Here is a 12,813-nt window from a genome sequence, read left to right as displayed (position 1 = left end):
ATCTATGTTGAAAAAAGTAGTGTTTTTGTTTTTAATAATGTGTTTTTCCGGACTGCAAGCCCAGGAAACTAACTCGTTATACAAAACCAAAAAAATCCCCGCTACCCATGATACTATTCATCTTGAAAATGAAAGTATCAATTCTAATTTCTTCAAAGTGCTTGACGCCAATAAAAAACCTATTGACACCGTCTTTTATAAAATAAATTTTCAAAAATCTACCTTAATTTTTAATGAAAATTTCACTCAGCCACCCGATTCTATAACGATTCACTACCTCAAACTTCCTGAGATTCTGACCAAAGAATATCATATCTATGATTCAAGCCAAATAGTCAGTAACGAAGCTGCGTCAGGAAATTTATATAAAATTGAAACAAATCCAATCAAAAAAAACATCCCTTTTGACGGATTAAACACTTCCGGAAGTATCACGCGTGGCGTTACTATCGGCAACAATCAAAATACCGTTTTAAATTCTAATCTGGATTTACAAATCACAGGAAAACTATCCGAGAAAGTGAGCCTCAGGGCTTCCTTGCAAGACAGCAATATTCCGTTGCAAGATGGAGGTTATTCTCAAAAGTTAGATCAGTTTGATAATATTTTCATGGAACTTTTCAGTGACAAATGGAATATTAGAGCCGGTGATGTCTTCCTTGAAAACAAAAAAACACAGTTCCTTAATTTCAATAAAAAAGTACAGGGACTTGCCACTAATTTCGATTTTGGAACAGAAGACAGTAAAACCAATGTTTTTGCATCGGTAGCTTTGGTCAAAGGGCAATATGCCAAAAGTAATTTTGTTGGTCAGGAAGGAAATCAGGGACCGTATAAATTAAAAGGTCAAAATAGTGAATTATATGTTCTTGTCATTTCAGGTTCGGAACGGGTTTACGTAAACGGCATATTATTGAAAAGAGGTGAAAATAATGATTACACCATTGATTATAATGCTGGTGAAATCGTGTTCACACCGCTTTTCACCATTACCTCCGAAATGCGAATTGCTATAGAATACCAATATTCGGATCGGAATTACTCTCGATTTGTAACGTATGCCGGAGCTTCGCACGAAAATGAAAAATGGAGTTTTGGAGGGTATTTATACTCCGAAAGCGATTTGAAAAACCAGCCTTTACAACAAAATATTTCTCCAGAACAAGCGCAGATTTTAGTGAATGCCGGTGACAATCCGGACTTGATGACGGCACCTTCCGCGTATCCAGATTCGTATTCGGATAATAAAGTGTTGTATCGAAAAATGACATTTAATTTTATTGAAATTTTCGAATATTCAAACAACCCCGAAGATGAACTCTTCAACGTTCGATTTACTTTTGTGGGGGCAAATAAGGGAAATTACATCTTGAAAAACTCATCGGCCAATGGTCGAATTTATGAATACACCCCACCAATTAATGCTATTCAGCAAGGAAATTATGAGCCAATAATACAATTAGTTTCTCCAACGAAAATTCAAGTGGCAACATTTTTAGGAAAGTATAAACCAACAGAAAAAACAGCTTTTGATTACGAAATAGGAATCAGTAACAATGATAAAAATCTTTTCTCCCCAACAGATGACTCTGATAATCGTGGTTTGGCAGCCAAAATAAATGCCAAACAACGCTTGTTTTCAAAGAAATGGAATGTGGATGCTTTTGCCAGCTATCAATTTATCCATAAAAATTTCAAATCTGTGGAACGCCTTTACAGCATTGAATTTAACCGAGATTGGAATTTAAGCACAACAGCAATAGGAAATCAAAGTTTACTGGTTTCTGGCTTACATTTCGAATTAAATCCAAAAGAAACCCCCCAGAACAAAGGATTGCTAAACTATCAATTTGAAAAACTGGATTTCTCAGAAAGCTTTTCGGGAAGCAGACATAGTATTGACGGAGCATTTAAATTAAAAAATTGGACGATTCAAAATCAAGGTAGTTTTTTAAAAAGCGATGGTACTGAATCTTCGTCTAAATTTTATAGAAACCAAACTCAAGCTCGTTATCATTTTAGCACCAACTGGATTGGCACCAGCCTAAGATTAGAAGACAATCAGGAAAAAATAAAAACTACCAATCAATTTTCGGCTTCAAGCCAAAGGTTCATGGAGTATAGTTTTTTCACTGTGCGTGGCGACAGCACCAAAGTTTTTGTAGAATTAGGATATTTGAGACGAAAAAATGACAGCTTACAAAATGGATTCATCCAACGTGTAAATGCATCGCAAACATACTATTTGAAATCAAAACTAATTCAAACAAAGAAAAGTGATTTAACTGCTTATATAAATTATAGAGTACTTGATTTTGCTGATCAAACAAAGAAAAAAGAATCGTCATTGAATTCCAGAATAGTGTATTCAGATCGTTTTTTCAACCAATTAATTCAAAGTACCACCGTTTATGAAACCAATTCCGGAAGTATTCCTCAGCAGGAATTCACGTACTTGGAAGTCTCGGCTGGTCAAGGCGTCTATACCTGGAATGATTACAATAGCAATGGAATTCAGGAATTACAAGAGTTTGAAATTGCTCCATTTATTGATCAGGCTAAATATATTCGGATATTCTTGCCGAACCGGCTTTACATAAAAACGCATCAAAATAAGTTCTCCCAATCCGTAACTATAAATCCAAATCAATGGCAAAATGAACTTGGATTAAAAAAATTACTGTCCTATTTTTATAACCAAACCTCCTTTATAATTGATCGAAAAATAAAAAGTGAAGGCGACAATTTCGAATTAAATCCTTTTCGTTCTTCTAACGAAAATGTGCTGGGATTGAATTCCAGTTTCAGGAATAGTTTTTTTTATAATCGAGGGAAACAAAAACATTCCGTAACTTATAACTATTTGCAAAATCAAACAAAAAATTTATTATCAATAGGAACTCAAGAGGCAAAGAACAGTTCCCATCAACTACAATATAGCAACTTATACAAGAAAAGCTGGCTGTTGAATTTTTTTGCAAAAACAATCCAAACCGCAATTGAATCTGAAAATTTTTCCGAAAAAAATTATAGTATTAGCGGCTATCAATTGGCTCCAAAAATCAGCTATTTATTCTCCAAAAACACCAGTTGGGATTTATTTTATGAGTTACAACACAAAGAAAATCAGATTGGAATTTTAGAGCAATTAGTACAAAATCGTTTTGGAACTTCATTCACCTATTCGAGTGATAAAAAATTCACCATGAATGGAGAGATTTCTTTTTATCAGAATAAATTCACCGGAAATAAATTCTCTTCGATAGGTTTCCAAATGCTGGAAGGGCTCCAAACGGGACAAAATATGACTTGGAGAGTATTGTTGCAAAAAAATCTGACGCAATTTTTGGATATAAATTTAAATTACCAAGGTCGAAAAAGTGAATCCAGTCAGACCATTCACACGGGAAACATACAATTAAGAGCTTATTTCTAGACTATTAGATAAATTTTTAAGAAAAAAATTCTTAAATTTATTCTGAAATTAAATTTAAGAATCCTAACTTTAAAAACACAAACATCATGAAAAAATTATTGTTATTATGTTTTGTATTTATTTTATCTGGAAATTTTTATGCCCAACAAACTGCCGCTGAAAAGAAAGCTGAAAAAGCAAAAAATGAAAAAGCTGCCAAAGCAAAAAAAGAATCTCAGGAGAAAGCCGCTAAAGCAAAAAGCGATGTAAAAGATAAGACTGCTAAAGCGGAAAGTGAGGCTAAAGAAGCAAAAAAGAAAGTTACTAAAGCAAAAAGTGACATAAAAGCTAAAGAACAAGCCACGAAAGCAAAAAGCGACGTAAAAGGTAAGACTGCTAAAGCCGAAAGTGAAGCTAAAGAAGCAAAAAAGAAAGTTACTGAAGCAAAAAGCGATGTAAAAGCTAAAGAAAAAGAACAAAAGGTTGCTAAAGCAAAAGCAGCAGCGGTCAATGAAAAAGCTATTCAAACGAAAAAAAAGGCAGAAAAAATACAAAAAGAGACCACAATAACCAAAGCGAAAAGAACTGCAGTAAAAGTTAAAGAAACCACTGAAAAAGCTCCAACTGTACCCGACAGAATAACAGGAGAATACAATGGTAAAAAAGTATATACCGGTCCTAGAGGAGGGAAATATTACATTAACTCTAATGGAAACAAAACCTATATCCAAGAGTAATATTTTAAATCTAATTTTAAAAAGGGGCTGTTCAAAAAATGAGCAGCCTCCTTTATATTTAACAAATTTTTTCTTACATTTACCGAAATAAATTAATAGTTTGGTAATGCACTCGAAATGTAAAAAACCGCTTCATTGAGTAACTTTCAAATTTAAACAACGAACCTTATCGCTAAATGAATTTGAATACTAACAATAAGACTATTTTGATTGCTCCATTAAATTGGGGACTGGGCCATGCTACCCGATGCATCCCTATTATTAAGGCTCTACAAGACAATAATTACATCCCAATAATCGCTTCTGATGGTATTGCTCTGGAATTATTGAGAAAAGAATTTCCATACCTAAAAATACTGGAATTACCTTCATACGAAATAGAATATTCGAAAAATGGTAAAAATTTCAAATGGAAATTATTGCAAAATTGTCCAAAAATGATTGAAGCTATTTGGTCTGAAAAAAAATTGGTAAAAAAATGGATTAAGAAATATTCCATTGAAGGTGTGATATCTGATAATCGGCTTGGCGTATTTAGTAAAAAGGTACCTTCAGTATTTATGACGCATCAATTGAACGTGATGACCGGAAATACCACTTGGATTACCAGTATGCTCCATCAGCATATTATAAAAAAATATACTGAATGCTGGATCCCTGATCTGGAAGCAACTCCAAATTTGACAGGCAAATTGGGACATATAAAAAAGGCTAATTTTGTGACAAAATACATTGGACCATTAAGCCGATTGCATAAACGCGAGACTCCAAAAAAATATGACTTGATGGTTATTTTATCTGGACCAGAACCACAACGGGGCATGCTGGAAGATAAATTAAAGACTGAAGTATTGAAATACAATGGGAATGTAGTTTTTATAAAAGGGATAATAGAAAAAGACCAAATAAAGGAACAAATAGAGAATATCACCTATTATAATTTCATGAATACGAGACAACTTGAACAAACTTTTAACGAAAGTGAAACCGTGCTATGCAGGTCTGGCTATACAACCATTATGGATTTGGCTAAACTGGATAAAAAAGCTTTTTTTATTCCTACTCCCGGTCAATACGAACAGGAATATCTGGCAAAAAAACTAAAAAAAGAAGGCTTGGTTCCTTACGCGGAACAAAATGATTTTAGAATCGAAAACCTAGAAGAAATCAAATTATATAATGGCTTGCCACGATTAGACACTGCATTAGACTGGAAAGAATTGTTTCAGATTTTTGAATAGAATCAATAATTCCAATTTATTTTACAATCAAAAAAACACCCTAATTATATACTTTGAAAGTAATGCAATTAGGGTGTTTTTATAAAAATTAATAACTTAATAGATTATCAGTATCAGATTAATCCTCTGATTTCTTATCTCCAAATTTTTCGTGTTTGATGATTTTGGCATTAATCATAAAATAAACATACTCCGCAATATTCGTACAATGCTCAGAAATACGCTCTAAATGTTTTAAAACAATCACTAGATTCGTCCCTGAAACTACCGTCTTAGAATTTGACTTCATTTCATTGATGATATTATGTATCGCTTCATCACATTCATTTTTTATGGTGTTGTTCAAAATAAAAATTTCCCCAATAGTATTTTCATTACGAGTCAAGAAACATTCATTCGTTTTTATGGTAATCACCTCAACTTGTCGGGCTATATCCGAAATATTAAACTTAACAATTAAATCATGTTTATCTTTAATATTCTTAGCCTTTTTTATGATGCTTATCGCCAAATCTCCTATTCTTTCTATCTCATTGCTAATTTGCATGGCAGACATAATAAAACGCAAATCAGAAGCGACTGGCTGTTGCAAAGCAAAAATACTTTGACAAATTTCATCAATTTTCACATCTAATTTGTCAATCTTATTTTCTGTTTTTTTAACTTCTTTACCTTCAGCAAAAGGTTCCGAAAGCAAAGCATTAACTGATTCTCCTACTTGACCTTCCGCTAAAACACCTATTTTCTGGATAACATTTTTAAGTTTTTCTAATTCTATTTCAAAGTGTGATGTCATGTTTTTTTGTTTAAAATTAAAGATTTATAAAATTCACAAAAACTGAAACAAGACTAAAAAGTCTGTTTCCAATTGCTGATTTTTATCCAAATCTTCCTGTAATATAATCTTCAGTCTGTTTTTGTTCTGGTTTGGTAAATATAGTATTAGTTTTACCCATTTCAATCAATTCACCCATATAAAAAAATCCTGTATAATCACTGGTTCTTGCTGCTTGCTGCATGTTATGAGTAACAATTATTATTGTGTACTGCTCTTTCAACTCATGAACTAACTCCTCTATTTTTGAAGTAGAAATAGGATCCAGTGCACTCGCAGGTTCATCCATAAGAATAATATCCGGGCTTACCGCCAAAGTTCTGGCAATACACAAACGCTGTTGTTGTCCACCTGAAAGACCCAATGCTGAATCATCTAAACGATCTTTCAATTCATCCCAAATAGCAGCCTGGCGCAATGAAGTTTCTACGATTTCGTTTAACTGTGCTTTGTCTTTTATCCCATTGATTTTAGGACCATAGGCAATATTTTCATAAATAGATTTTGGGAAAGGGTTTGACTTTTGAAAAACCATTCCAATTTTTTTTCTAATGTTTACGACATCTACGTCTTTATTGTAAATATCCACCCCTTCTACAAGCATGCTACCCGTAATTTTCACACTCGGAATAAGATCATTCATTCTATTGATACATCTCAAAAAAGTAGATTTACCACATCCCGAAGGTCCTATTAATGCGGTCACTTTATTCGCCGGGATTTGCATTGAAATTTCCTTTAAGGCCTTTTTATCACCATAATATAATGATAAATCCTTAACCTCTATTTTTATATCTCTCATGTTTTCTTTATTAAATCTAAAAAAATTATGTTGTCTTTGAAATTATTTTGCTCTTCTTCTAATTCTTGATCTGATAATTACCGCCACCAGATTTAATGATAAAGTAAGGATTAACAATACTAATGTGGTTGCGAACTGAATAGGCATTGTTTTCTCTACATCCGAAGACTGTGTAGACATGATGTAAACATGGTATCCCAGATTCATAAATTGATCGCTCAAAGACTCTGGCAAAGTGGCTAAATAATAGGCTGCTCCGGTAAATAAAATAGGCGCTACCTCTCCAGCACCTCTACTCACAGCAAGAATAGTTCCTGTCATAATTCCAGAAATAGAACCTGGGAAAACTATTTTTTTAATAGTTTGCCATTTTGTTGCTCCTAATGCTAAACTGGCCTCCCGTAACTCACGAGGAATTGTTTTTAACGCTTCTTCAACAGAAACGATAATCACTGGAAGTGTGAGCAATGCCATAGTCAAACTTGCCCAAAGAATATTAGGCTGTCCCCAATGCAATTTACCATCATTGAAAGCAGAATCCATTCCTGTCCCAACAAATTGGATAAAAAATCCAAGTCCAAAAAGACCAAAAATAATAGAAGGTACTACTGCCAATGTCCGAATTGAAAATCGAACGGCAGCTGCAAATTTTGAATTTTCTTTGGCATATTCCGTTAAATAAATGGCTGTTATTGTACCAAAAGGAACTGCCGCTATCGACATGACAATAACTAATATAAAAGTCCCTATCAAAGCAGGAAAAATACCTCCTTTGGTCATTCCGTCCGTTGGAAAAGAACTGATAAATTCCCATGAAAATTTTTCACGCCCTTGGTAAATAATAATACCTAAAATTATAAACAAGATAGCAATAATTAAAAGAACTGCGATTTGTGTCAATCCTACAACTGCATTTTCTTTAATATTCCCACCCGTTTTTTTAGTCTTATAAAACGAGTCTTCTGATACACTGATTGCTTTTTCCATGTTTATTTACCTTGGAATTTTTTGATTAATTTTCCTTTAACATAAAATTCTGCCACTGCATTTAATATAAATGAAAAAATGAAAAGCAAAGACCCAATAAAAAACAACACGCTGTAATGGGTTTCCCCAAAAACAGTCTCCGCCATTTCTGAACCAATTGTTGCCGCAAAAGTACGTACACTTTCAAAAGGATTTGCAGACAAAAGTGCTGCATTCCCTGTTGCCATCAATGCAATCATAGTTTCTCCAAAAACTCTACCTATACCTAACAAAATAGCAGCAAAAATACCTGGAGTTGCAGCAGGAAGAATGACAAAAAATGCAGTTTGTGCCTTGCTCGCTCCCAGTGCTAAACTGGCCTCAGTAAATGTTTTAGGGACTGCTGATAGCGCATCTTCTGAAATGGTATAAATAATTGGAATAGCTGCTAATGCCATAGCAACACCTCCTATAAAAGCATTCAATCGCGAATCATATCCAAAAATATCCTGAAAAAAAGTGGCCAAAACCATCATCGCAAAAAAACCAATTACCACTGATGGAAATGCCGCTAACATTTCGATAATAGGTTTTATGATTTCCTTTCTTCTATTAGAAGCAAAACACGAAGTGTAAACTGCTGCTAATATTGCCAAAGGACCTGCAATCAACATGGCAATTATAGTAACTTTTAAAGTTCCAACAAGTAATGCTAACAAACCAAAACGTGGATTATCGGAAACCGGAACCCATTCTGTGGAGAAAAAAGTACTCCAGGTTTTATCAGCTCCTTCTTTATTTTCTGTAACTTTTTCGTCAATAACAACTTCCTGATCCGTTGCTGTTTCTGGGTTCAAATCTTCGGTTGGAGCCCCATAAGTTTCAGGTTCTAGCTCTTCCGAAGTTTGTGTTTCTTGAGCTACTGGATTTAAATCTTCAGTAGGCGCTCCATAGGTTTCAGGCTCTAGTTCTTCTGCAGGTGCTCCGTATGTCTCTGGCTGCATTTCTTCTGTTGAAGTTTCCGCTCCGTCATAGCTTTCTACTTTTACATCCGAAGTAGTTTGTATTTCAGTTTTTACTTTGTCTTTTTTACTAAAACTAAATAACGGCATTGATTCTTTGAAAACAAAAATAAATATCAAAAAGATAATGGCTATCGACAAAAAAGCTATAAAAGAAATAACTTTCTCGGCGAGGAACTCTGAAAGTCTAAATTGTTTTTTCAAACTTTCTTTGGTGAAAATTTGTTTACTTGGAAGTGGAGAATTCATTTAATTAATTTAAGAATTCATAAATTTTTAAAAAATATCCCTCCATAATTAAAGAGAGGGATATTTTTATATTTTTTATTTTACGGGAAAATATCCTACTGTTACAATCATTTTTTGACCTTCTGGCCCCAAAATCCAATCTATAAAAGCCTTAGTATCTCCTGTTGGCTTAGATTTCAAATACATATACAAGTATCTTGAAATTGGATACGTTTTGTTTTTTATAGTTGCAGCAGTTGGCAAATATCCTTTACTTTTAGCGTCTTTCTTCACTTTACAATCTTTCACACCTTCAGCATAAGCAGCTCCGCCATATCCAATACTATATTTGTCTTTCTTTACTGCATTCACAATAGCTGCTGTTCCTGGTAAGGTTTGACAAGTAGGCGAAAAATCAGTTTTAACTACATGCTCTTTAAAAAATTCAAAAGTACCTGAACTACTTTCTCTGCCATACAATTGTATTTTGGCATCAGCTCCACCTACTTGTTTCCAGTTGGTTATTTTTCCGGAGAAAATATCACCTAACTGTTGTATTGTTAATTCTGAAACCGTATTTCCTTTGTTAAGGAAAACAGATAAACCATCTTTTGCACAAGCAATCTCGATAGCATTTTTTTGGTATTTCGCTTTTATTTTTTCTAATTCAGACGGTTTTATTGGACGGCTTGAATTTGCGATATCTGTAGAACCATTGATTAATGCTGCAAGACCTACTCCTGATCCACCACCTGTTACTTGAATTGTTGTTTCTGGATGCTTTTTCATATATGCTTCAGCCCATTGTTGTGATAAAATCACCATCGTGTCTGAACCTTTAATTGTTATTTTACTCAAAGAAGTAAACGAATAGCCAATAGCCATTATGACCAATAATATCGCTGCAATTTTTAATTTTGTTGTTTTCATTGTTTTTAATTTAAGTAATATGTTTTTATTGTTTTTTATTAAAAGTTGAACTGAGCCTGTAATCGCAATAAATTTCCTCGTTGTCTGTTATTAGGTAGCGCACTATCTTCAAACGTTCTATCAGCAATTACCCACTCTGCTACCAATTCAAATGCTTTAATAGGCTGCCATTCTATTCCTAACTCGTAATCTCTTACCACATAGCTTCTGGCGTCTTTCTCAAATTTCTTTCCACCATCATAATATTGAAATTTGGCAAAAGGATAAATATATTGATGTTTAGGTAAGTCCCATTTGTAATTTAAGGTTACATACCCTCCTTCTAAATTAGAAGATTCTACCGTATTAGTCAATTTATCATAGCGAGGTCCTTTCCCAATATTATATTCCGCCTGAACCCCAAATGGTTTAGGATAAAGAACAAACGAAGCGGCAACCCTTTGATCTAATGTGTTTATCTTATTTGATGTAGTTACTCCTGTAGAAAGCTCATTAGTAAAAGCCCATTTCCCTGTATATGCTTGTATACCTGGCTCTATAATTTGACCTCCTACCTCAAATGGATAACTTATCCTTGTCACTACATGTAAGTTTCTATTTGCTTCAGACTTGTTTGCCGTTTGCCCATTGTATGCCCCAAATGCAAATACCCCATAATCTCCAGAACCTTTGTATCCATCTTTTACCAACATCGCAAAACGTTCTCTGATTTTACTTGGAGCCCAGTAAAAGAACACTCCTAAATCTCTTTCATTTGCAACGGCACTATTCAAGGCATCGTTACGGTCTAAAGTCAATCGGTTTTGACTCGATTGTAAGTTTTCAAATCCAAAAGGCACTTTACTTTGTCCAACTCTCACACGAAACTCTTTCTTGGCATCAAATGACAAATCAAAATACGCATCTCTAATTTGGGCAAAATTATTTATCCCAGTCGATGGCGAACTTGCAAAGTCCGGTTGAATATAAAAATATACATTAGGATGAATTTGTCCTGAAAACACGATACGGGCTCTTCTTATAAAAAGACCATTATTCGATTTTGCATCGATTGCTGTTGATGTAGTTCCCCAAGATTTGTCACACTGATCACATGAGACTTTGTCATTAGAAGAAAACAATCCGCTATATCTTACCTGCACGTAACCTCTGATACCTATATTATCGTACCAATGTTCTTTCTTAACCTTCGTTTTTTCTTCCGCTACATTTACCTTATTTATAGAATCCAAAACACGAACCACTTCTTTTGTGATTTCATCCTTCTTCACCTCTTGTGCATTGGCTATACATGACAAAACAAGCAAACCTGCAAATAAAATTTTTTTCATCTTTACTATATGATTAATTTTTTTGCAAAAGTGATGCTGGTATGTTAAGCTAATGTTAACAAATTATTATGTTGATGATAAATTATCGTTTCGCTAAGATTATCGATCCTATTTGTAGGATTTTTTTACACTCATTTCCAGACTTACTATTTTTTTAATTTATTGATTTTAAGACTCTTACTATATATTTCTTCAGGATTTAATTCTGGCTTTTTTAATCTGGCCTTTTCAATTGTAAAGGAAAATTCAGATCCAATTCCAAATTCACTTTCCACATATATTTTTTCTTTATGAGCTTCTATGATGTGTTTTACAATTGCTAATCCTAAACCGGATCCCCCTTCTGAACGGGAACCACTTTTGTCTACTCTGTAAAAACGTTCAAAAAGCCTTGGGATATTTTGCTTCTCAATTCCTTCTCCATTATCAGTTATTCGAACCAAAACCTTTTTCTTAGTCAAATTGACAACGGCAACTTCGGTAAAACCACCTTCTTTACCATACTTAATGGAATTTACAATTAGATTCTCAACGACTTGTTGTATCTTGTCTTTATCTCCATGCACGATAATAGGCTGTATGTGATAATTTTCGAAAGCCAATGTGATTTTCTTTTTATCGGCTTTCATTTCCAATAAATCAAAAACGTTTTGTATCAATTCTACAATATCAAATTCAGAAAACTCCAGATTCAAATCACCTGATTCCAACTTTGTAATCATATCTAAATCTTCCACAATGTAGATTAATCGCTCTACTCCTTTCTCGGCACGCTTTAAATATTTTTTTCTAATATTTTTATCATCCATTGCTCCGTCTAGCAAAGTAGAAATATAACCTTGAACCGTAAACAAAGGTGTTTTAAGTTCATGTGAAACATTACCAAGAAATTCTCTTCGGTATTCTTCCCGAATCTGCAGCATTTCAATTTCCAGCTTTTTATCGGTGGCAAACTTCTTGACTTCTCGCGTCAAGGTTTCCATATCAGTTGTAATGGGCTGATTTATAAAAGTACTGGATTCCAATAGCGACACATCATCGTATATTTTTTTTACACGTCTGTAAATAAACCGTTCGACGCGATATTGCAAAACCAAAAAAGAAAATAAATAAATTATTAAGAGACAAACGATTCCAAACAGCAGCAAATTAGTTACTTTGGAACCAAAGAACAACAATACCATTGACATGACAAATCCAGTAGCAAAAAGGCTAATGAACAAAGCAGATTTTATGGCAAACTTATAGGTTTTCTTAAAATTTATTTTCATCGATTTCACACCTCGCTTTCAAAGCGATTTGAATG

10 protein-coding genes are annotated in these 12,813 nt (G+C 33.8%); 3 read left to right on the top strand and 7 right to left on the bottom strand.

Translation table 11 applies throughout. From position 1 onward, the window contains the following. The first annotated feature begins 4 nt into the window (after positions 1-4). The 3 genes from ACM55M_RS03810 to ACM55M_RS03800 all read left to right on the top strand — a co-directional run bounded on the left by ACM55M_RS03810 (position 5) and on the right by ACM55M_RS03800 (position 5,393). A complete protein-coding gene (locus ACM55M_RS03810; protein ID WP_416856176.1) occupies positions 5-3,436 on the top strand; it encodes a hypothetical protein in 3,432 nt (1,143 codons plus the stop codon). An 86-nt stretch (positions 3,437-3,522) separates the two neighbouring features. Then, the gene (locus ACM55M_RS03805; protein WP_416856174.1) at positions 3,523-4,152 is read left to right on the top strand and encodes a hypothetical protein; all 630 of its coding nucleotides are present in this window, start codon (positions 3,523-3,525) and stop codon (positions 4,150-4,152) included. A gap of 176 nt (positions 4,153-4,328) precedes the next feature. Beyond that, positions 4,329-5,393, top strand: a complete 1,065-nt coding sequence (locus tag ACM55M_RS03800) for a glycosyltransferase (protein WP_416856173.1) — start codon at positions 4,329-4,331, stop codon at positions 5,391-5,393. 118 nt (positions 5,394-5,511) lie between these two features. Here the strand turns inward: ACM55M_RS03800 and phoU are convergent, their stop codons facing one another. The 7 genes from phoU to ACM55M_RS03765 all read right to left on the bottom strand — a co-directional run bounded on the left by phoU (position 5,512) and on the right by ACM55M_RS03765 (position 12,778). After that, positions 5,512-6,189, bottom strand: a complete 678-nt coding sequence (gene phoU, locus ACM55M_RS03795) for a phosphate signaling complex protein PhoU (RefSeq protein ID WP_416856172.1) — start codon at positions 6,187-6,189, stop codon at positions 5,512-5,514. A gap of 82 nt (positions 6,190-6,271) precedes the next feature. After that, on the bottom strand, positions 6,272-7,030 hold the full coding sequence (gene pstB / locus ACM55M_RS03790; RefSeq protein ID WP_416848212.1) for a phosphate ABC transporter ATP-binding protein PstB: 759 nt from the start codon (positions 7,028-7,030) through the stop codon (positions 6,272-6,274). Positions 7,031-7,072: 42 nt separating this feature from the next. Beyond that, the gene (gene pstA / locus ACM55M_RS03785) at positions 7,073-8,017 is read right to left on the bottom strand and encodes a phosphate ABC transporter permease PstA (protein ID WP_416856170.1); all 945 of its coding nucleotides are present in this window, start codon (positions 8,015-8,017) and stop codon (positions 7,073-7,075) included. Between the two features lie 2 nt (positions 8,018-8,019). Further along, positions 8,020-9,267 (bottom strand): phosphate ABC transporter permease subunit PstC, encoded by a 1,248-nt coding sequence (gene pstC / locus ACM55M_RS03780; RefSeq protein WP_416856169.1) that lies wholly within the window; start codon positions 9,265-9,267, stop codon positions 8,020-8,022. Between the two features lie 75 nt (positions 9,268-9,342). Then, complete coding sequence (locus ACM55M_RS03775) at positions 9,343-10,176, bottom strand: phosphate ABC transporter substrate-binding protein (protein WP_416856168.1); 834 nt, start codon at positions 10,174-10,176, stop codon at positions 9,343-9,345. Between the two features lie 38 nt (positions 10,177-10,214). Then, positions 10,215-11,507, bottom strand: a complete 1,293-nt coding sequence (locus tag ACM55M_RS03770; protein ID WP_416856166.1) for a porin — start codon at positions 11,505-11,507, stop codon at positions 10,215-10,217. 146 nt (positions 11,508-11,653) lie between these two features. Beyond that, positions 11,654-12,778 carry a sensor histidine kinase gene (locus ACM55M_RS03765; RefSeq protein WP_416856165.1) on the bottom strand — a complete coding sequence of 375 codons (1,125 nt, stop codon included), beginning with the start codon at positions 12,776-12,778 and terminating at the stop codon, positions 11,654-11,656. Between the last annotated feature and the right edge of the window lie 35 nt (positions 12,779-12,813).

The sequence above is a fragment of the Flavobacterium galactosi genome (assembly GCF_048158585.1).
Taxonomy (GTDB): Bacteria; Bacteroidota; Bacteroidia; order Flavobacteriales; family Flavobacteriaceae; genus Flavobacterium; species Flavobacterium galactosi.
This window is presented reverse-complemented; position numbering and strand designations above follow the sequence as displayed.

Coding starts and splice junctions, on each gene's coding strand:
- ACM55M_RS03770 (WP_416856166.1), bottom strand. CDS start 11,507: ATGAAAAAAATTTTATTTGCAGGTTTGCTTGTTTTGTCATGTATAGCC.
- pstA (WP_416856170.1), bottom strand. CDS start 8,017: ATGGAAAAAGCAATCAGTGTATCAGAAGACTCGTTTTATAAGACTAAA.
- phoU (WP_416856172.1), bottom strand. CDS start 6,189: ATGACATCACACTTTGAAATAGAATTAGAAAAACTTAAAAATGTTATC.
- ACM55M_RS03765 (WP_416856165.1), bottom strand. CDS start 12,778: ATGAAAATAAATTTTAAGAAAACCTATAAGTTTGCCATAAAATCTGCT.
- ACM55M_RS03805 (WP_416856174.1), top strand. CDS start 3,523: ATGAAAAAATTATTGTTATTATGTTTTGTATTTATTTTATCTGGAAAT.
- pstB (WP_416848212.1), bottom strand. CDS start 7,030: ATGAGAGATATAAAAATAGAGGTTAAGGATTTATCATTATATTATGGT.
- ACM55M_RS03800 (WP_416856173.1), top strand. CDS start 4,329: ATGAATTTGAATACTAACAATAAGACTATTTTGATTGCTCCATTAAAT.
- ACM55M_RS03810 (WP_416856176.1), top strand. CDS start 5: ATGTTGAAAAAAGTAGTGTTTTTGTTTTTAATAATGTGTTTTTCCGGA.
- pstC (WP_416856169.1), bottom strand. CDS start 9,267: ATGAATTCTCCACTTCCAAGTAAACAAATTTTCACCAAAGAAAGTTTG.
- ACM55M_RS03775 (WP_416856168.1), bottom strand. CDS start 10,176: ATGAAAACAACAAAATTAAAAATTGCAGCGATATTATTGGTCATAATG.